General features: G+C 71.1%; 13 protein-coding genes, 1 tRNA gene and 3 pseudogenes. 11 read left to right on the top strand and 6 right to left on the bottom strand.

Going from position 1 to position 19,199, the window contains the following annotated elements; genetic code table 11:
* Positions 1-42 precede the first annotated feature (42 nt).
* The gene (locus ABZ454_RS27370) at positions 43-1,269 is read left to right on the top strand and encodes an FAD-dependent oxidoreductase (RefSeq protein ID WP_359541764.1); all 1,227 of its coding nucleotides are present in this window, start codon (positions 43-45) and stop codon (positions 1,267-1,269) included.
* Between the two features lie 46 nt (positions 1,270-1,315).
* Here the strand turns inward: ABZ454_RS27370 and ABZ454_RS27365 are convergent, their stop codons facing one another.
* Together ABZ454_RS27365 and ABZ454_RS27360 are read right to left on the bottom strand one after the other, a co-directional pair.
* Entirely contained in the window at positions 1,316-1,663 is a 348-nt protein-coding gene (locus ABZ454_RS27365; RefSeq protein WP_356322071.1) for a hypothetical protein, read from the bottom strand.
* 128 nt (positions 1,664-1,791) lie between these two features.
* Positions 1,792-2,322: a DUF309 domain-containing protein gene (locus tag ABZ454_RS27360; protein WP_359541762.1), complete on the bottom strand. Its 531-nt coding sequence runs from the start codon at positions 2,320-2,322 to the stop codon at positions 1,792-1,794.
* 109 nt (positions 2,323-2,431) lie between these two features.
* Here ABZ454_RS27360 and ABZ454_RS27355 point away from each other — a divergent pair.
* From ABZ454_RS27355 to ABZ454_RS27345, 3 genes and pseudogenes are all read left to right on the top strand, one after another.
* Positions 2,432-5,064 (top strand): annotated as a pseudogene (locus ABZ454_RS27355) (AAA family ATPase).
* Between the two features lie 49 nt (positions 5,065-5,113).
* Positions 5,114-5,187: transfer RNA gene (locus ABZ454_RS27350), tRNA-Pro, on the top strand.
* 423 nt (positions 5,188-5,610) lie between these two features.
* Positions 5,611-6,483 carry a DUF2182 domain-containing protein gene (locus ABZ454_RS27345; RefSeq protein ID WP_359541759.1) on the top strand — a complete coding sequence of 291 codons (873 nt, stop codon included), beginning with the start codon at positions 5,611-5,613 and terminating at the stop codon, positions 6,481-6,483.
* Here the strand turns inward: ABZ454_RS27345 and ABZ454_RS27340 are convergent.
* Positions 6,466-6,765 carry a hypothetical protein gene (locus ABZ454_RS27340; RefSeq protein ID WP_359541757.1) on the bottom strand — a complete coding sequence of 100 codons (300 nt, stop codon included), beginning with the start codon at positions 6,763-6,765 and terminating at the stop codon, positions 6,466-6,468. The genes ABZ454_RS27345 and ABZ454_RS27340 overlap by 18 nt on opposite strands.
* 50 nt (positions 6,766-6,815) lie before the next feature.
* Here ABZ454_RS27340 and ABZ454_RS27335 point away from each other — a divergent pair.
* Together ABZ454_RS27335 and ABZ454_RS27330 are read left to right on the top strand one after the other, a co-directional pair.
* Positions 6,816-7,314 (top strand): annotated as a pseudogene (locus tag ABZ454_RS27335) (permease); the annotation flags it as partial.
* Between the two features lie 225 nt (positions 7,315-7,539).
* A complete protein-coding gene (locus ABZ454_RS27330) occupies positions 7,540-8,196 on the top strand; it encodes a DUF1326 domain-containing protein (RefSeq protein WP_359541755.1) in 657 nt (218 codons plus the stop codon).
* Between the two features lie 174 nt (positions 8,197-8,370).
* On the opposite strand, the gene ABZ454_RS27325 is transcribed toward ABZ454_RS27330, so the two are convergent.
* The 3 genes from ABZ454_RS27325 to rhaI all read right to left on the bottom strand — a co-directional run bounded on the left by ABZ454_RS27325 (position 8,371) and on the right by rhaI (position 13,412).
* Positions 8,371-9,906, bottom strand: coding sequence for a rhamnulokinase family protein (locus ABZ454_RS27325; RefSeq protein WP_359541753.1), 1,536 nt, complete (start codon positions 9,904-9,906; stop codon positions 8,371-8,373).
* A 224-nt stretch (positions 9,907-10,130) separates the two neighbouring features.
* Positions 10,131-12,176 carry a bifunctional aldolase/short-chain dehydrogenase gene (locus ABZ454_RS27320; RefSeq protein WP_359541751.1) on the bottom strand — a complete coding sequence of 682 codons (2,046 nt, stop codon included), beginning with the start codon at positions 12,174-12,176 and terminating at the stop codon, positions 10,131-10,133.
* A gap of 69 nt (positions 12,177-12,245) precedes the next feature.
* Positions 12,246-13,412 carry an L-rhamnose isomerase gene (gene rhaI, locus ABZ454_RS27315; RefSeq protein WP_359541748.1) on the bottom strand — a complete coding sequence of 389 codons (1,167 nt, stop codon included), beginning with the start codon at positions 13,410-13,412 and terminating at the stop codon, positions 12,246-12,248.
* A 354-nt stretch (positions 13,413-13,766) separates the two neighbouring features.
* Here rhaI and ABZ454_RS27310 point away from each other — a divergent pair, with 354 nt between their 5' ends.
* From ABZ454_RS27310 to ABZ454_RS27290, 5 genes and pseudogenes are all read left to right on the top strand, one after another.
* Positions 13,767-15,296 carry a sugar ABC transporter ATP-binding protein gene (locus tag ABZ454_RS27310; protein ID WP_356322061.1) on the top strand — a complete coding sequence of 510 codons (1,530 nt, stop codon included), beginning with the start codon at positions 13,767-13,769 and terminating at the stop codon, positions 15,294-15,296.
* A complete protein-coding gene (locus ABZ454_RS27305) occupies positions 15,293-16,348 on the top strand; it encodes an ABC transporter permease (protein ID WP_356322060.1) in 1,056 nt (351 codons plus the stop codon). Before ABZ454_RS27310 ends, ABZ454_RS27305 begins: the two co-directional genes overlap by 4 nt.
* The gene (locus tag ABZ454_RS27300; RefSeq protein ID WP_359541743.1) at positions 16,341-17,378 is read left to right on the top strand and encodes an ABC transporter permease; all 1,038 of its coding nucleotides are present in this window, start codon (positions 16,341-16,343) and stop codon (positions 17,376-17,378) included. The genes ABZ454_RS27305 and ABZ454_RS27300 overlap by 8 nt, the downstream gene beginning before the upstream one ends.
* A 139-nt stretch (positions 17,379-17,517) precedes the next feature.
* Positions 17,518-18,606, top strand: a complete 1,089-nt coding sequence (rhaS, locus tag ABZ454_RS27295) for a rhamnose ABC transporter substrate-binding protein (RefSeq protein WP_359541741.1) — start codon at positions 17,518-17,520, stop codon at positions 18,604-18,606.
* Between the two features lie 32 nt (positions 18,607-18,638).
* Positions 18,639-19,106 (top strand): annotated as a pseudogene (locus tag ABZ454_RS27290) (substrate-binding domain-containing protein); the annotation flags it as partial.
* Between the last annotated feature and the right edge of the window lie 93 nt (positions 19,107-19,199).

Raw genomic sequence — 19,199 nt, 5'->3', positions numbered from 1 at the left:
GGGCCCGGCCATGACGCGCGCACTCTTCGAAGGAGCACGGCCATGACCCGCCGAGAGCGGACCGTCGACGTGCTGATCGTCGGAGCAGGACCCGCCGGACTCGGCGCCGCGACCGGGCTCGCCGCATCCGGCGTGCCGCGGGTCGAGGTCCTGGAACGCGAACAGAGCGCGGGCGGCATCCCGCGCCACTGCCACCACGGGGGCTTCGGCGACCGCACGGACGGCCGGACGAGCGGCCCCGAGTACGCCCGGCGCTGCACGGCGGCGGCCACCCGGGCCGGAGCCGTCCTGCGGACAGGCATCACCGTCACCGGCTGGGCCGGACCCCGCACCCTCGACACCACCGGACCGGGCGGACTCGAACGGATCACCGCGCACGCCGTCGTCCTCGCCACCGGAGCCCGCGAACGCCCACGCAGCGCCCGGCTCGTCCCGGGCACCCGCCCGGCGGGTGTCTACACCACCGGCGAACTCCAGCGGGCCGTCCACATCCACCACCAGACCATCGGCACCCGCGCCGTGATCGTCGGCGACGAAGCGGTCAGCATCGCGGCGGCCGGCACCCTGCGCGCCGCCGGAGTCGAGCTCGTCGCCCGGGTCACCGACCGCCCGCCGGCCTTTCCCCCGATGCCGGCCTCACGCCATGGCGCCCCGCTTCTCACCCGCACCACCGTCACGGCCCTGACCGGCCGCACCCGGCTCACCGGAGTCGCGGTCCGCCACCAGGACGGCCGCACGACGACCCTGCGGTGCGACACGGTCGTGTTCACCGGCGACTGGATCCCCGACCACGAACTGGCGCGGCGCGGCGACGTGCCCCTGGACCCCGGCACCCGCGGCCCCGCGTACGACACCGGCTACCGCACCGGCGTGCCCGGGGTCTTCGCGGTCGGCAATCTCCTCCACGCCGTGGAGAGCGCCGCAACCGCGGCGGCGGAGGGCCGCGCCCTCGCCGCGTCCGTACGACGCCATCTGGGCACCGGTACCTGGCCCGCGGGCCGGCCCGCGCTCGCCGTCGAGGCCCCGCTGGAGTGGATCGCACCCAATCTGCTCGGCCCCGAGGGGGACCGGCCCCTGAACGACCGCTTCGTCCTGCGCACCGCCCGGCAGCTGACGGCCCCGCTCCTCGTGGCCCGTCAAGACGGGCGGGAGCTGTACCGCCGACGGCTGCTGCGCCCCGCCCGGCCGGGCGGCCCCTTCCACCTCCCCGCCGACTGGCTGGACCGGGCCGATCCGCACGGGGGCACGGTGCGGATCTCGGCCCGCTGACCGAGTCTCAGGGAGGCGGAGCCGCGAGGGGCTGCCGACCGGTCACTCAGGGGATCAGCAGCCAGTCCGAACCGATCGCCGCCACCAGGCCGACCCCCAGCAGCCAGCTGCCGAGCCGGGTCCGGCCGTTCCTGCTGAGCTCGATCACGATCCCGCACAGGATCAGCGCCAGCCCGTACACCCCGACCACCAGGACCGAGGACCGGCTCGCGATCCGCAGCCCGAGGACGACCGCCATCGCCGCCATCCCGACCGAGGAGAGGACGACGCGCAGACGTCTGGCCTGGCGTGGCGTCAGTCTGCGGTCCCCGGTCTCCGCGGCTTCCTCGGTGTCCTCGGGGGCGGATATCGGTGCGTCCACGGCCTGGTCCTGGTCCTGGTCAGAAGTGCTCATGACGCCGGATGGTAATGGTTTCGCGCGGCGCTGTTCACCGCTCTCGGTCAAGGGCAGGGAAAGTAAGGGGAGTTCGCGCCGCGCGACTCCCGCGCCGGCCTTGGCCGGCAGCCGGGGCGGCGCCGGCGTCACCCGCCGTCCGCACGCAGCCGTGGTGCCTCGGCGGCCGCGTCGACGGCCGGCGCGCCCGCCTCCTCCACCCGCGCCGCCAGCTCCAGGGCCCAGCCGGTCAGTGCGTCGATGCCGATCCCGTACGCCGTCGCCCCGCGGGCTTCCGGGGCCCGATCGCCCCCTTGGGACGCCGCGAACTCCGTCAGCGCCGCCGCACCGCGCCGCAGCAGCCGGGCCCCGCCGGTCGCGTTCCCCCGGGCCGCGTGGGTCAGCCCCACGGCCAGCTGGGCCAGCCCGCGCCACAACTCCCGTTCCGCACCGGGGCCGGACTTCCACGCGTCCTCGAAGACCTCGTGCGCGTGGAACGGCATGCCCGCGTCCAACAGGCGCTGTGCTTCCCGTACGGTCTCCCGGGGGGCGCGGACCACGCCCTCGGGCTGCCGCTCCACCCCTGGCGTGCCGTACGGCAGCGGGCGCCCCAGCCCGTCCCGGGGGCGCGCATTGTGCGCCCTGCCTTCGGTATCCCGGTCCCTGCGCGTCTCGTCCACCCCTCGATTGTGCCTCGCACCTGCGACGAACTGCCTGAACCCCTGTCGGTGGGCCCCCGCGCACGACTAGGCTCGACTGTCATCGATACGACTTTGGGGGAGGGTAGGCATGAAGCCGTCCCGGCTGCTGTACGAGCGCGAACCGGAACTCGCCGCTGCCGCACAAGCCGTTGACGCACTGTGCGGCGCGCAGGCCACCGGCGGTCTGCTGATCTTCAGCGGCGAAGCGGGCATCGGAAAGACGGCGCTGCTGGCCGAGATCCAGGCCATGGCGGCCGACCGGTGCACGGTCTGGTCCGCCCGCGGCGGCGAGACGGTCACCTCGGTGCCGTTCCACGTCGTACGCCAACTGCTCCAGCCCGCACTGGACCAGTTCCCCGCCGACGACGTGAAGGCCCTGTTCGGGTCCTGGTACGAGATCGCGGCACCGGCCCTCGGTCTCTCCGAGCCGACCGGCCCGCAGCCCGACCCGCAGGGTGTGCGCGACGGCCTCGACTGGGTCGTCTCCCAGCTCGCCTCCCGCCTGAGCCACCGTCCGCTGCTGCTCGTCATCGACGACGCGCACTGGGCGGACGGCGAATCCCTCGCCTGGCTCTCCTCGTTCACCGCACGGCTCGGCGAACTGAAGGTCCTGGTCGTCCAGGCGCACCGCCCGGACGAGTTCGCGGCCCGCGAGGCGCAGCGCACCGCCGCGGGCAGCCATCCGGCGCAGATCCGGGTCGCCCTGCGCGCGCTCACCCCCGACGCCACCGCCGAACTGGTCCGGGCAGCCCTCGGGGAACACGCCGACGACCCGTTCTGCCGCGAGGTGTGGGCCGTCACGGGCGGCAACCCGTACGAGGCGGTCGAACTCGTCGCCAAGGTCCAGGACCGCGAACTGGCCCCGCTGGAGGAGTCAGCCGGACTGCTGCGGGAACTCGGCGCCTCCGCCCGGGGCAGCGGACTCGTCGCCCGGCTCGAACGGCTCGGCACCAACGCCAACCGGTTCGCCTGGGCCGCCGCCGTCCTGGGCACCGACATCTCCCAGGACCTCGCCGCCACCCTGGCCGGCATGAGCTCCGCCGAGGCGGCGGACTGCACCGCCCGGCTGCGCGAGGCGCGTATCGTCAGTGGATTCGACCCGCTGGAGTTCGTGCACCCCCTCATCGCCACCGCCGTGTACCGCTCCATTCCACCGGCCACCCGCACCGCCATGCACGGCAGGGCGGCCTGGGCGATCACCCGGGCCGGACTCGGCCCGGCCGCCGCCTCCCGGCACCTGCTCGAAGTCCACCCCGACGACGACCAGGAGCTGGTCGAGCAACTGCGGGCGGCCGCCGGCCAGCACCTCGCGGTGGGCGCCCCGAAGCAGCCCGCCGCTGCCTGGAACGGGCGCTCCAGGAACCTCCGCGCCACGACGTGCGCGCCACTCTGCTCTACGAACTGGGCTGCGCCACGCTGCTCAGCTCGCCGCCCACCACCGTGCAGCACCTGCGGGCCGCCCTCGACATGCCGGGCCTCGCCGACGAGCTGCGGGTCGACGCCACGTTCCGGCTCGCCGCCGCGCTGTCGCACAACAACCAGCTGAAGGAGGCGGCTCTCGCCCTGGCGGCCGAGGCCCAGCGCACGGCGCCCGGCCCCGGTCTGATGCGTCTGCAGGCCGCCCACTTCCTCTGGGAGGGCATGCAGGCCACCGAGGAGGACGGCCCCGGCCGCTCCCGCCGGCTCGCCGCCAACGCCGACCACCTCGACGGCCGGGACAACGCCGAACGGGCGTTGCTCACCTTGCGCGCCTTCGACGCGATGCTGCGGGGCGAGAACTCCCAGCTGATCGTGGACCTGTGCGAACGCGCCCTGGTCAACGGCCACCCCGCCCGCGGTCTCGGCTGGACCGACACCGAATGGGGCTTCGAGTTCCCGGCCCTGCTCGGCATCACCTACGCGTTCACCGACCGGGTCGACCGCGCCGAGGAACTCTTCGGCGAGGCCGTGCGCGCCTTCGAGATCTCCGGCTGGAGCGGTGCCCATCTGGCCTTCGCCCACACGCTGCTGGGTCTGGTCCACCGCCGTCGCGGCCGGCTGGCCGAGGCGGAGGGCTTCCTCCGCGAGGGACTCCGCCTCGCGGACCGTGTGGGCAGCGGACTGCCCGTCCACTGGGACGCCGCCTGTCTGCTCATCGACACGCTGCTGGCCCGGGGCAGGATCACCGAGGCCCGCAAGATCGCCGACCAGTACCAGTTCGGCCTGCCCTACCCGAGCGCGATGGTGCTGCCCGACGCCCCGTGCGTCCGCGGTCGCCTGCTGCTCGCCGAAGGCCGTACGAAGGAGGCCGTCACGGAACTGGAGGCGGCCGGCCAGTCCCTCGAACCACGCGGCAGGTTCAACGGCATCTGGGCCCCCTGGGCCGGTGACCTGGCCCGGGCCCTGGCCGACGACGACCCGGCCCGCGCCGCCCAGCTCGCCAACTCCGCCCGCGTGCACGCCGAGCGGTTCGGCACCGACACCGCGATCGGTGAGGCCCTGCGGTGCGTCTCCCTCTTCGCCCGCCCGGAGGAGGCGGCTCACCTGCTGGGCGAGGCGGTCCGCCATCTGGAGGCGTCGCCGTCCGGCTACGAACTCGCCCTCGCCCTGTTCGACCACGGCGTCGCCATCCGGTCGCGCCGAGAGCTCGCCCGGGCGGAGAAACTGGCCACGGCCTGCGGGGCCGAGGCCCTGGCGACCCGCGCCCAGCAGGCACGGGCGTCGATCCGGTCCTCGGAGTGAGGTAATGTTTGTCCTGCGCAGCCGCCCGGAGCAACCGGGTGACTGGCAGCGGGACGTGGCGCAGCTTGGTAGCGCACTTGACTGGGGGTCAAGGGGTCGCAGGTTCAAATCCTGTCGTCCCGACTTTGCGAAGTCGCAGGTCAGGGGCCGTTTCAGAGGAGATCTGAAACGGCCCCTTGATCATTTTTTGGGGACCCGGTTGGGGACCCGCACACTTGACGGGGCTGAAGCGCTCCCTGACTCGGTCAAGGGGCGCCATACGTTCCGTTGACGTGTGCACTTTCCGCCCTCCGGGGTGCCGCGGTGCCGTCGAGGCGGCAGGACAGAACCCGCCAGTGCGTTCTCATGCTCGCGCACGTCGCCGCATCCGTGCACTCGGCGGGAGGGGGCTGAAGAATATCGCCTCGACCGTCAGCAGCACCTTTTGTCCTGGGCGTCCGAGCAGAGGGGATCGGTCTTCCGTCGGCACCACCGTGTGCGCCGGCCCTGCTCGAGGAAGTGTCTCGGTCCACCAGCGCCGAGCGGGGTCGCGCCGTGGGGGGATGCGTGCTGTCCTGGAAGCCCCCGCTGGAGTACACGCCGATGCGTCACAGCCGGAAATTCACCGTCGTACCCGCCCGGTCGCCCTCGCCGACCGGAGCGGGTGGTGGCTTGCTGCCGGCGCGGCATCTCGCGGCCGCCTGGTTCCTGGTCGTCCTGATCGCGGTGCCCGCCTGGGCGCTGACGATCGGGCAGGCCCGGGACATGGGGGTCGAGCCCGGCACGATGGGGATGGCGCTGCCGCTGTTCCTGCTGCTGTGGTTGACGATGATGGCAGCCATGATGCTGCCGTCCATGGCGCCGGTGGCCATCACGTGGGTGCGCGGGATCGGCCGGCAGTCCTCCGGCTGGACGCGGACCGCGCGCACCGTGGAGTTCGCGGGCGGGTATCTGCTGGTGTGGACCGCCTTCGGACTACTCGCCTACGCGGCCCTGGCCCTCACCGGCGGCCTGGTGGACGACCATCCGACCGCCGGGCGCTGGATCGGCGCGGCGGCCTTCCTGCTTGCGGGCCTCTATCAGCTGGGCCCCCTCAAGTACGTCTGTCTGCGGCACTGCCGCGACCCCATGAGCCACCTGGTGCGCTACGCCGGGTTCCCGCAGCCGGCCCGGGACCTTCGGGTGGGTGTCCATCACGGCGCCTATTGTGTCGGCTGCTGCGCGGGACTCATGGTCGTCCTGATCCCGCTCGGCGTGATGAACGTGGCGGCGATGGCTGGACTGGCCGTGGTGGTCTTCTTGGAGAAGCTGTGGTCCCGCGGCCCGCTGCTCGGCCGGGTCATGGGCGTCGCGTTTCTCGTGCTGGCCGTGCTTGCGCCGTTCCACGACTGGCTGCTGCCGGGGCTGCAGGGGGCAATGCCGTCAATGGGCGGCATGTGACGCGCCCGGTCCTGAAGGCCGTGCTGTCCGCGTTGTCGGTGTTGCTCGCCCGGTGGCACGCCGGCAGCCGAAGAATCCCGCGCTGGACACGCGGAACGGCGCCAGGTAGGTGAACAGCACCCGAAGCCAGGTCGCGACCGTGGCGTCGCCGGACGCTGTCACCGTGACCTGGTCGATCAGTGAGAGCAGCGTGCCGATCACGAGGCCGAGCGGTACGCACCTCAACGACGAGGCGGCCGAGAACACCGTCGCCACGAGCCGTGCGGCTTCGCCGGCTCTCATGTGTGTACTCGCTCAGATCCGCGCCAGATCAGGCGACGGGCAGACACACTGTGGACACGATCGGCCACGCGTTGTCCATCGCCGGATCGATGACCTGGAAGGGCACCTGGGCGCATCCTCGGGTTCGTCTTGGCGGCGGTGGTACAGGCGGTCGTGCGCCGGTCGACGGTCGTCCGGCTGCTGGGCGATGACCGGCCGTGCACACTCGCCCTTCCGGCCGGGCTCGGGGCGGCCTCGTCGTCCTGCCCGTACGCGGCCGTGGCTCGGGCCCGTTCGCTGTTCCGCAGGGCGCGTACTTCGCAGCGGCGATGGCGTTCGAGATCGCCTCCACCCATCTGGTCGTGGAACTCGGCGTGATCCTGGCGCTGTTGATGGGCCGGCAGTTCACGGCCTGATGGCCGGGCTGCTGATCACGGGGTGATCGCGGCCTGGGTGCCGGACGACTTCTGGCACACCTTCTTCCTGGCGGACCACCCGCTCGCCACCAAGCTGATCGGAGCGCTCCTCGGCCCCCTGGTGGCGATCGCGACGTTCGTCCGCTCCATCGGCGGGACCTGGCACGGCCCCAAGGCTTCCGCGACGCGTGCGATCTGTCACACAGCGTGAAGAGAAGGTGGCCGGGGCCGAAGCTCGCGCGCAAGCACCGGGTTCCCCCTGTCAATGCGAGAGGTGCAAGCTGGAAGGGAGGCCGCGTCGCCATCCCGGGTACGGGCTCGGTACACACGGTCCGGCCACTCCGAGGAGCCCTGTCGGGCTCGGCAGGAGGGAAGCGAGATGACTGAGCAGGTCACCACCGGTACGCGCTGGCGCCTGGCCGGTGATTGGTTCGATGTGTGCAAGTGCGCCATACCGTGCCCCTGTACGTTTGCACAACCCCCCACCTACGGGGACTGCGAGGGCGTGCTGGTGTGGCGTATCCGGGAAGGCAGCTTCGGCGACACGCGGCTCGATGATCTCAACGTCCTGATGCTCGGCTCCTTCGTCGGCAACCCCTGGGCAGGCACGCACACCGACGCGTACGCCGCGATCTTCCTCGACGAACGAGCCGACGAACAGCAGCGCGCCGCACTCGGGGCCATCTTCGGCGGCGAGGCGGGCGGATGGCCGGCGCAGTTCGGGGAGATGTTCCACCCCGAGATGCGCGGCATGGACCGCGCCCCCATCCACGTGGAGATCGACGAGGACCTCGCCACCTGGCGAGCCGAGATTCCCGGCAAGGTCACGGCTACCGCCGAGGCACTCACCGGCCCGACGACGCCGGACGGCACACGCGTCCAGGTCCATAACGCCCCGGGCGCCGAGGTCGGCCCAGGCCAGGTCGCCACCTGGGGGCGGGCTACCGCCGACCGCGCCGACGCGTTCGGCTTCTCCTGGGAACGCTCGGGGAAGTCGAGCAAACACTTCCCGTTCGACTGGAGCGGTCCTGACTAGTGCCGCGTCAGTCAAGGTTTGCCCGGTAGGAGCGGCGTCAGGTGCGTGCTCTCGGCGTGCCGGCCGGAAGTCCTCGTACTGGACGTACTTGGACTTTCGGCCGGTGCGGCGAGAGTGCGTGCATGGCGTCGCGACGGGGCGAACCTTGGCTGCCGCGGCACTAGAGAGGACCCATTACCAGAGGGCGTGGTCGTGCCCGAGGGCGTCATCGTGAGCACGGGTGAGGTCCGGGCCGAGTCGGGCGGCTGCCGCGTCCCAGGCTGTCGCGTCGCCACGAGGGCGGTAGTGCCTCAGGTGCTGGGTGGAGGCGACGAGGCGGCGCATCGCCGGAAGATCTCCCACCAGCCCGGCGGCCCTGGCCTGGACGAGGATGTTGCCGAGCGCGGTGGCCTCGGTGGGACCGGCGATGACGGGGAGTCCGCTGGCGTCGGCGGTGAGCTGGCAGAGCAGGTCGTTGCGGGAGCCTCCTCCGACGAGGTGGATGCGGGCGACGTCGCGACCGGCGAGTTCGGCCGCCTGGCGCAGGGTGTGCCGGTGGGCCAGGGCCAGGCTCTCCAGGATGCAGCGGACGAGGGCGCCCTGGCTGTCGGGGACCGGTTGCCCGGTGCGGCGGCAGTACTCCTGAATGCGGGCGGGCATGTCCCCGGGGGCCAGGAACACGGGAGCGTCCGGATCGACGAGCGCGGTGAACGGTGTGGCGCGTGCGGCGTCGGCGAGCAGAGTGGGGATGTGCGTGGGCAGGCCCTGCTTGTCCCAGGTGCGGCGGCATTCCTCGAACAGCCACATGCCCATGATGTTGCGCAGGTAGCGGATGGTGCCGTCGATGCCGCGCTCGTTGGTGAAGTTGGCGGCCCGGGACGCCTCCGTCAGAACCGGCGCCTCCAGTTCGAGTCCGGCCAGGGACCAGGTGCCGCAGGAGATGTAGGCGAAGTGCGGTTCGGTGGCCGGGACGGCGACGACGGCGGACGCGGTGTCGTGCGAGGCGACGGTGGTCACCGGGGTGCGGGCGTCGAGACCGGAGTAGGCGGCGACATGCGGCAGAAGTGTGCCGGCCGGGTCACCCGGCGCACGCAGCGGCGGCAGCAGACCGGGGTCGATCGCGAGCGACTCGAGGATGTCCGTGGACCAGCCGCCGGTACGGGCGTCGAAGAGACCGGTGGTGGAGGCGTTGGTCTCCTCGGCGCCGAGGGATCCGGTCAGCCAGTGGATGAGCAGGTCGGGAACGAGGAGCAGGGTGCGGGCAGCGGCCAGCTGCGCGCTGGTGGTGGCGGCGGCGAGCTGGAACACGGTGTTGAACGGGAGGTGCTGCAGGCCCGTGATCCGGTACAGCTCCTCGGGGCCGACCGTTTCCCATACCCGTTCCGCGACGCCGTCGGTCCGGTTGTCCCGGTAGTGGTGGGGAGAGCCGAGCAGCGCGCCGTCCGCGTCCAGGAGCCCGTAGTCCACAGCCCAGGTGTCGACCCCGATGGAGCTGACGCCGCCGGCCCGAGCGGCCTCCCGCAACCCGTCGAGGACGCCCTGGAAGAGGGCGAGGACGTCCCAACGCAGTCCGTCGGGCAGGCGCACGGGCGTGTTGGGGAAGCGGTGCACCTCGGTGAGGTCGAGGTTGTGCGGGCCGACCCGGCCGAGGATCACACGGCCGCTGGTGGCACCGAGGTCGACTGCCGCGAACGCGGAACGAAACGCCGAGGAGGGGGGTGTGGTGGTCACGGGCTTTGCCTCCGCTGGGAGCGGCCGGTCGGGGAGGGGGAACGCAGGAGGACGGCGGGGGCAGGACGGGAAAGCCGGCCCGGGCCCCGTGGCGGCTTTCCGCTCAGGGGGCCGAGGCGTGTCCCGGCTCCCCTGCACTACTTCGCCGGCCGGTCGTACACGCGTACACCCGGGGCCGTCGCGCCGATGCGGCGGCCCCAGGTGCGGTCGGCGGGACTCCGCCGTCAGCGCAGGAAAGCGGCGGCGACACCGGCGTCCACGGGGATGTGCAGGCCCGTCGTGTGGGTGAGGTCGCCACCGGTGAGGGCGAACACCGCGCTCGCGACGTGCTCCGGCAGGACCTCACGCTTGAGGAGGGTGCGCTGGGCGTAGAACTCGCCGAGCTTCTCCTCCTCGATGCCGTACGTCGCGGCGCGCTGCGCGCCCCAGCCGGCGGCGAAGATGCCCGAGCCACGGACGACACCGTCGGGGTTGACACCGTTGACGCGGATCCCGTGCCCGCCGAGCTCGGCAGCCAGCAGCCGCACCTGATGGGCCTGGTCGGCCTTGGTCGCGGAGTAGGCGATGTTGTTCGGGCCGGCGAAGACCGCGTTCTTGGAGGCGATGTAGACGATGTCGCCGCCGAGCCCCTGCGCGATCATGAACCGGGCGGCCTCACGCGAGACGAGGAACGCCCCTCGGGCCATGATGTCGTGCTGGAGGTCCCAGTCCTTGGCCGTGGTCTCCAGGAGGGGCTTGGAGATGGAGATCCCGGCGTTGTTGACGACCAGGTCCACGCCGCCGAAGGCGAGGGCGGCGGTCGCGAACGCCTCGGTGATCTCGTCCTCCGAGGTGACGTTCACCGTGACGGCCACGGCCTTGTCGGGGCCCCCGAGCTCCTCGGCGACGGCGGCGGCGGTCCCCGCGTTGAGGTCGGCGACGACGACGCACGCGCCCTCGGCGACCAGGCGGTGCGCGATGGCCTTGCCGATACCGCTTCCCGCGCCCGTCACGAGGGCGACGCGGGTGGCGAGGGGCTTCGGCGCGGGCATCCGCCGGAGCTTGGCCTCTTCGAGCGCCCAGTACTCGATGCGGAACTTCTCCGACTCCTCGATGGGCGCGTACGTGGAGACGGCCTCGGCACCGCGCATGACGTTGATGGCGTTGAGGTAGAACTCCCCGGCCACGCGCGCGGTCTGCTTGTCCTTGCCGAAGGAGAACATGCCCACGCCCGGCACGAGCACGATGGCCGGGTCCGCTCCGCGCAGGGCGGGGGAGTCCGGGGTGGCGTGCCGCTCGTAATAGGCGCGGTACTCCGTGCGGTACTCCTGGTGGAGCTCCTTCAGCCGGGTGATCGCCTCGTCCAGCGGGGCGGAGGGGGGCAGGTCCAGGACCAGCGGGCGGACCTTTGTACGGAGGAAGTGGTCGGGACAGGACGTGCCGAGCGCCGCGAGCCTCGGGTGCTCGGCGCGGGAGACGAAGTCCAGTACGGTCCCGGCGTCGTCGAAGTGGCCGACCTGCGGCCGGTCCTGCGAGGCCAGCCCCCGGATCACGGGGGCGAGAGCCGCTGCCCGCCGGCGCCGCTCGGCTTCGCTCAGCGGCTCGTACCCCGCCAGCACCGGCCCGAAGGGCTCGGCCTTGCCCTTCCTCGCGAGGTACTCCTCGGCGGAGCGGATGATGAACAGCGAGTTGGCCTCGCACTCCTCGGAGGTGTCGCCCCAGGCGGTGATGCCATGACCTCCGAGGATGCAGCCGACGGCCTGGGGATGGGCCGCCTTGATCGCGGCGATGTCCAGGCCGAGCTGGAACCCGGGCCGGCGCCAGGGCACCCAGACCACCTTGTCGCCGAAGCAGTCGGCGGTCAGCTTCTCGCCGTCGGCGGCGCAAGCCAGCGCGATACCCGAGTCCGGGTGCAGGTGGTCCACGTGCGCGGCGTCCACCAGCCCGTGCATCGCCGTGTCGATCGAGGGGGCCGCTCCACCCCTGCCGTGCAGGCAGTAGTCGAAGGCGGCGACCATCTCGTCCTCGCGCTCCACCCCGGGGTACACGTCCTTGAGCGCCCGCAGCCGGTCCATCCGGAGCGCCGCCAGGCCCGGCTCGGTGAGAGTACCGAGGTCGCCGCCCGACCCCTTGACCCACAGAAGCTCGACATCGCCGCCGGTGGCCGGGTCGGTCCCGGTGCCCTTCGCGGAGGTGTTGCCGCCCGCGTAATTGGTGTTGCGCGGGTCCGAGCCGAGCCGGCGGGAACGTGCGATCAGTGCGGAGGCCGTGACATGTGAGGCGGAGGACATGAGGGGATTCCTTCGAGGTGTGAGGTGCGGGACGCGCGGAGCCGGAACCGACAGGCGGGCGGACAGCCCTCAGGCGCCCCAGCCGGCCTGGTCGCCGCCGACGCGGTCGGCGACGATCCGCTCCTGCCAGCCGGAGGCCCGGTAGGCGGCGATCGGGTCGGGCGCGAGGCCCTTTTCCTCGCGGAGCTCGCGCAGCAGGGGACGCACATCGGTGTTGTAGGCGTCCATCAGGGCTTCGTTGGCGCCGAGCACATCACCGTCCCGCTGGGCCGCGGCCAGCCTGTCCATGTCGACGAGCAGAGCCTTGGCGGTGGACTCCTGGACGTTCATGACCGAGCGGATGACAGCCGGGATCTTCGCCTCGATGTTGTGGCACTGGTCCAGCATGAACGCCACGTTCGTCTCGGCCTTCAGGCCGCCGTTCTTGGTGACCTCGTGCATGATCCGGAACAGCTGGAACGGGTCGGCCGAGCCGACCATCAGGTCGTCATCCGCGTAGAAACGGGAGTTGAAGTCGAATCCGCCGAGCTTCCCCTCCCGCAGCAGCAGCGCGACGATGAACTCGATGTTGGTACCCGGAGCGTGGTGCCCGGTGTCCACGACGACCTGTGCCTTCGATCCCAGTTTCAGGCAGTGTGCGTACGCGGTGCCCCAGTCCGGCACGTCCGTCGTGTAGAAGGCGGGCTCGAAGAACTTGTACTCCAGCAGGATCCGCTGGTTCTCCCCGAGGCGTTCGTACACCTCGGCCAGCGCCTCGGCCAACCGGTCCTGGCGGGCCACGATGTCGTCCTGGCCGGGGTAGTTGGTGCCGTCGGCGAACCAGAACTTCAGATCCGTGGACCCGGTCTCGTCCATGATGTCGACGCATCGCAGCAGATGGCCGACGGCCTTGCGACGGACCTTCGCGTCCGGATGACAGACGCTCCCCAGCTTGTAGTCGTCGTCCTGGAACGTGTTGGAGTTGATCGCCCCCAGTTCCAGCCCCCGCTCCTTCGCGTAGGCGCCCAGGGCCGCGTAGTCGTCGACCTGGTCCCAGGGGATGTGCAGTGAGACCTTCGGCGCGACCCCCGTGAACTCATGGACCTTGGCCGCGTCCTGGAGCTTCTCGTAGGGGGTCCGTGGCACGCCGGCCTGCGCGAAGACCTTGAAGCGGGTGCCGGAGTTTCCGTAGCCCCAGGAGGGGGTCTCGATCCGCTGGTCGGCAAGGGCGGTCTTCACTGCGGCGATATCAGGCATGTCCACCTCGGGTTGTGCGGGCGGCCCGAGCAGCGGGGGCCGGAACGTATGCAATGAATCGATTCACTCTGCGGATGAAGTTAACGGGCCGCAGGAGAGCCGTCAAGACTTCCTTCCGGATGGCCGACGCGTTACCGGATTGTGTCTTCATCGAGGTGTCGAGGGACCTCGCCGCCGCGCATTCGCAGTTCAGGGCGGCGTGAAGGGGTTGTCCTCGGGGTCGCCGGACGATTCGCGGCGTTCGGTGCGCAGCACCCCTTGACGTGTTCGGCGGGGCGGGGCTAGCTTCCCGGCAACTCCACTGAAACATTTCATGTCGAGCGCTCTGCTCGGCACAAGCACGGGAGAACACCCATGACGCACCCCGAACCGGAGACGACTCCGGTACTCGCGCTGGAGGGGGTGAGCAAGTCCTTCGGTGCCGTCCGTGCTCTGCGCGGCGTGTCCCTGCGGCTGTATGCCGGGGAGGCCCATGCCCTGGCCGGCGAGAACGGCGCCGGCAAGTCGACCCTGATCAAGGCACTCGCCGGCGTGCACCGCCCCGATACGGGCAGGGTCCTGCTGGACGGCGAGTCGGTCGAGTTCCATGGTCCGGCCGACGCCCGCGACGCCGGCGTGGCGGTGATCTACCAGGAGCCGACGCTCTTCCCGGACCTGTCCGTCGCGGAGAACATCTTCGTGGGCCGCCGGCCCAGCCGCTCCCTCGGCCGGGTGGACCACCGTGCGGTCAGGCGGGCGGCGGCCGACCTGTTCGAACGCCTCGGCGTCGACCTCGACCCGGACCAGCCGGCGCGCGGGCTGTCGATCGCCGACCAGCAGCTGGTCGAGATCGCCAAGGCGCTCTCCTTCGACGCACGCGTCCTGATCATGGACGAGCCGACCGCCGCCCTCACCGGCAGCGAGGTCGCCCGCTTGTTCGGTGTCGTCAGGACGCTCCGTAAGCAGGGTGCGGCCGTGCTGTTCATCTCGCACCGCCTGGAAGAGATCTTCGCGCTCTGCCAGCGTGTCACCACCTTGCGTGACGGCGCCTGGATCTCCAGCGAGCCGCTCGAAGGGCTGAGCGAGGACGACCTCGTACGCCGCATGGTCGGCCGCGATCTGGACGAGCTGTACCCGAAACAGAGCACGAAGATCGGTGAAGTCGCCCTCAGCGTGCGCCGGTTGACCCGCGAGGGCGTATTCACGGACGTCTCCTTCGAGGTCCGGCGCGGCGAGATCGTCGGCCTCGCGGGCCTCGTCGGAGCCGGTCGCAGCGAAGTGGCCCGCGCCGTATTCGGCGTCGACCGGTTCGACGGCGGCGAAGTCGAGGTCCTGGGCCGCAAGCTGCGGTCCGGAGCCCCGAGCGTGGCGATGGCCGCCGGCCTCGCCCTCGTACCCGAGGACCGCCGAGCCCAGGGCCTCGTGATGGACATGTCCATCGAGCGGAACATCGGCCTGACCGGCTTCGCCACGACCACACGGGCCGGACTCATGAACCGCGCGGCCGAGCGCAGCCGTGCGGTGGACTGGGCGGTCAAGCTCCAGGTCAAGTACGCCCGGCTCGCCGACGTCGTCGGCACGCTCTCCGGTGGCAACCAGCAGAAGGTCGTCCTCGCCAAGTGGCTGGCCACCTCCCCGCAGGTGCTGATCGTCGACGAGCCGACCCGCGGCATCGACGTCGGCACCAAGGCCGAAGTCCACCGCCTGCTCTCCTCACTGGCCGCCGAAGGGGTCGCGGTACTGATGATCTCCTCCGACCTCCCGGAGATCCTCGGCATGGCCGACCGGGTGCTCGTGATGCACGAAGGAAGGCTGACCGCTGAGATCCCCCGGTCCGAGGCGACGGAGGAGACAGTGATGGCGGCGGCGACCGGCCGTGCCGACCGAGGAAGGAACGCGGCATGACCATGACTGCAGACCCGGTGCGGCGCGAGCCGGCCCCCGAGGCGGTGGCCTCGCGACGCCTGGTCGACACGGTGTTCAAGGCCCGCGAACTGGCCGTGGCCCTCGTGCTCGTCGTGATGCTCGGCGCGACCCAGCTGTCCAACACCGAGTTCCTGTCCGAGCAGGGCATCAAGGACCTGATGCTGAACGCGACCATCCTGGTCCTCGTCGCGGTCGGCCAGGCGGTGGTGGTGATCACCCGCAACGTGGACCTCTCGGTCGGCTCCGTCCTCGGGATCTCCGCCTTCGCTGCCGGGCTCTACCTCCAGGACGGCGGCAATCCCCTGATCGCGGTCCTGCTCGCCGTCGGCCTCGGCGCGCTCTTCGGTGTCCTCAACGGGGCCCTGGTGAGCCTGGGCAAGGTCCCCGCACTCGTCGTCACCCTCGGAACCCTGTACATCGTCCGCGGCATCGACTCCATCTGGGTCGGCTCCCGCCAGATCACGGCCGACGCCCTGCCCACCGCCTTCGTGGACTTCGGCCATGACGGAATCTGGGTACTGCCCTATCTCGCCCTGATGGCCATAGCCGTACTGGCTGCCGTCGCCTACTACCTGCGCAGCTACCACAGCGGGCGCGACCTCTACGCCCTCGGCTCCAGCCCGGAGGCCGCCCGCCTCGCGGGCATCCCCGTCCGGGCGCGGATCATGACGGCCTACGTGCTCTGCGGCGCCCTCGCCGGCCTCGCCGGAGCCCTGTACCTCGCCCGGTTCGGCAACGTCGACTCCGCCACCGGCAACGGGTACGAACTCACCGTGGTCAGTGCCGTCGTCGTCGGAGGCGTCGCCTTCACCGGGGGCTCCGGCACGGTGTACGGCGCCGCCCTCGGCGCCCTTCTGCTCACCTCCATCAACAGCGTGCTCCCGGCCATCGGCGTCAGCTCTGTCTGGGTCACCGCGATCAACGGCTTCCTGCTGCTGCTCGCAATCGCCGCCGACCGGATCCTGGCCCTGCGGGTGGCCGCCGGACTGCGCAAGAAGGCCGCACAGATGAGGAGCGCCCGACATGCCTGACACCACCAAGACCACGACCCCCGCCGCCCAGCCGCCGGCCCTCGCGCGCCTCGGGGGAGCGGTGCGATGGGACACCGCCGTCGGCGCCCTCCTGCTGACCCTCCTGATCTGTTCGTTCTCCTTCGTCGACAACTTCGGCAACGCGCTGAACCTGTCGTTCCTGATCGGCAACACCCTGCCGATCGCCCTCATAGCCCTGCCCATGACCATGCTGGTGGTCTCCGGCGAGGTCGACCTCTCCGTCGGCTCCACGGCGGGCCTGTCCGGAGCGGTGATGGGCGCGCTGTGGAACGCCGGCATGACGATCGAGACGATCATTCCGCTGTGCCTGCTGCTCGGCGTGATCTGCGGACTGATCAACGGACTGCTCGTCACCCGGCTCGGACTGCCCTCACTCGCCGTCACCATCGGCACCATGGCGGCCTACCGCGGCATCGCGCAGATCGTCCTCGGTTCCGACTCCGTCACCGACTTCCCCACCCAGTACCTCGACTTCGGCGCCGGCCGGATCGGCGACACCTTCATCCCCTACGCCGCCATCCCCTTCACCGTGCTGCTCGCCGTAGCCGTGGTGGTCCTGCACGCCACACCGATCGGCCGCTCCCTGTTCGCCACCGGCGCCAGCGAGGACGCGGCCCGGTTCTCCGGCATCCGCGTCAAGCGGCTCAGACTCTCCATGTTCGTGACCACCGGCGTGATCTCCGCACTCACCGGAGTCTTCTGGGCCCTGCACTACGCGAGCGCCCGCTACGACAACGCCACCGGCCTCGAACTCTCCGTCATCGCCGCTGTGCTGCTCGGAGGCATCGACTTCGACGGCGGCAAGGGAACCCTGGGCGGCGCCATCGCCGGCGTCCTGCTGCTCGGCACGCTGCAGAACGTCATGAGCCTGATCAACGTCTCCGCCCAGTCCCAGATCGTCGTCACCGGCGTCCTGCTGGTGATCTCCGTCCTCGCCCCCCGGCTCGGCCGCCAGGCGGCCCAAGCCCGGGCCCGCAGGAGAACCACGGCCACGGCCGGCAGCGCCTGACCGTCCCGTACCGCACGACACCCGCTGCCTCCACACGCCGCGCCACCGTGGAGCCGCGCACCACCCTGCCCGCATCCCGTCACCCTTCGGGCATCCGCCCGCCAGCCCCTGCCGCTCGCGGCAGCGAAAGGAAACCGTCATGTACGGCCCCACCGCCAGAAGCACTCGGCTGACCGCCGCCCTCGCCGTCTCCGCCGTTCTCGCCCTCGGCGCCACCGCCTGCTCGGGCACCACCAAGGACTCCGCGAACAAGGAAGCCGGCCCGGCAGCCGCCACCGGCAAGGCCGACCCGAACAAGGCCACCGAGAAGGGCCTCACGGTCGCCTTCCTGCCGAAGCAGGTCAACAACCCCTACTTCACCACGTCGGACAACGGCGGCAAGAAGGCTCTGGAGCAGCTCGGCTCCACCTACAAGGAGGTCGGCACCAGCAGCGGTACCGACACGTCCGGGCAGGTCTCCTACGTCAACACGCTCACCCAGCAGCAGGTCGACGCCATCGCCGTCTCCGCCCAGGACCCGGGCGCCCTGTGCACGTCGCTGAAGCAGGCCATGAAGAACGGCGTCAGCGTCGTCACGTACGACTCCGACACGCAGGCCGACTGCCGCCAGGTCTTCGTCTCCCAGGCCAGCGCCGAGGACCTCGGCCGCACCCAGATCCAGCTGCTGGCGAAGCAGATCGGGGGCAAGGGCGAGATCGCGATCCTCTCGGCGGCCCAGACGGCCACCAACCAGAACACCTGGATCGACTTCATGAAGGACGAGCTGAAGAAGCCCGAGTACAAGGACATCAAGCTCGTCAAGACCGCTTACGGTGACGACGACGCCCAGAAGTCCTTCCAGCAGACCCAGGGCCTGCTCCAGGAACACCCCCATCTGAAGGGGATCGTTTCTCCCACCACCGTCGGAATCAAGGCGGCCGCCCAATACCTGTCCGGCTCCAAGTACAGGGGCAAGGTCAAGCTGACCGGCCTGGGCACCCCGAACGACATGCGCGCCTACGTCAAGAACGGCACCGTCGAAGGTTTCGAGCTGTGGGACCCGGCCAAGCTCGGCGCCCTCGCCGCCCACACGGCCGTCGCCCTGGAGTCCGGGCAGATCACCGGCGCCGAGGGGGAGACCTACAAGGCCGGCGACCTGGGCTCGTTCACGATCGGGAAGGACGGCGTCGTCTCACTCGGCAAGCCGACCGTCTTCGACAAGGCCAACATCGACCAGTTCAGGTTCTGACTCCTCCGCATCCTGTGCGGCACCACCCAGACGTCAGCGGGCCGGGCCACCTCACGCAGGTGCGGGACCGGCGCCTCGGCGCGCACGCCGCGCTCAGCGAGGCGGGACTCTCTCCCGACGCGCTGCTGGAGATTCCCACCGAGCGTCTCGACGTCGCCGCCGGACGTGACGCCGGAGCCCGCGTTCTGGGGGCGGCGCGGCGGCCCACCGGCGTGTTCTGCGCCAACGACCTGCTGGCGCTCGGTGTACTGCAGCCCCTGTACATGGCCGGCGTCCGGGTTCCGCATGATCTGGCCCTCGTCGGCTACGACGACATCGAGTTCGCCGCTGCGGCGACGGTTCCCCTCACGTCCGTGCGTCAGCCGGCCCTGACCATCGGAGCCAGAGCGACCGAACTGCTGCTGAGGGAGCTGAGCGACGGGACGGCCGCTCACCGGCACGAGCACCTCGTGCTTCAGCCGGAGCTGGTCGTACGTCAGTCCACCTTGGCTCCCCACTGATCGACCTGGCGTAGGCGCTGCCCGTCGGAAGGCTGAAGCGGACAGGGTGATTGAAGCGATTCAAGACAGGTGAGCAGAGACCGCTCCGCCACG

The organism is Streptomyces sp. NPDC005803, from assembly GCF_040630435.1.
Taxonomy (GTDB): domain Bacteria; phylum Actinomycetota; class Actinomycetes; order Streptomycetales; family Streptomycetaceae; genus Streptomyces.
The sequence above is the reverse complement of the archived record's forward strand: the minus strand, read 5'-3'. Positions and strand labels throughout refer to the sequence as shown.

What these genes read in the sequence shown, in the direction of transcription:
- ABZ454_RS27330 (WP_359541755.1), top strand. Translation starts at nt 7,540, where the DNA reads ATGACTGAGCAGGTCACCACCGGTACGCGCTGGCGCCTGGCCGGTGAT.
- rhaI (WP_359541748.1), bottom strand. Translation starts at nt 13,412, where the DNA reads ATGCCTGATATCGCCGCAGTGAAGACCGCCCTTGCCGACCAGCGGATC.
- ABZ454_RS27305 (WP_356322060.1), top strand. Translation starts at nt 15,293, where the DNA reads ATGACCATGACTGCAGACCCGGTGCGGCGCGAGCCGGCCCCCGAGGCG.
- rhaS (WP_359541741.1), top strand. Translation starts at nt 17,518, where the DNA reads ATGTACGGCCCCACCGCCAGAAGCACTCGGCTGACCGCCGCCCTCGCC.
- ABZ454_RS27370 (WP_359541764.1), top strand. Translation starts at nt 43, where the DNA reads ATGACCCGCCGAGAGCGGACCGTCGACGTGCTGATCGTCGGAGCAGGA.
- ABZ454_RS27300 (WP_359541743.1), top strand. Translation starts at nt 16,341, where the DNA reads ATGCCTGACACCACCAAGACCACGACCCCCGCCGCCCAGCCGCCGGCC.
- ABZ454_RS27310 (WP_356322061.1), top strand. Translation starts at nt 13,767, where the DNA reads ATGACGCACCCCGAACCGGAGACGACTCCGGTACTCGCGCTGGAGGGG.
- ABZ454_RS27365 (WP_356322071.1), bottom strand. Translation starts at nt 1,663, where the DNA reads ATGAGCACTTCTGACCAGGACCAGGACCAGGCCGTGGACGCACCGATA.
- ABZ454_RS27340 (WP_359541757.1), bottom strand. Translation starts at nt 6,765, where the DNA reads ATGAGAGCCGGCGAAGCCGCACGGCTCGTGGCGACGGTGTTCTCGGCC.
- ABZ454_RS27320 (WP_359541751.1), bottom strand. Translation starts at nt 12,176, where the DNA reads ATGTCCTCCGCCTCACATGTCACGGCCTCCGCACTGATCGCACGTTCC.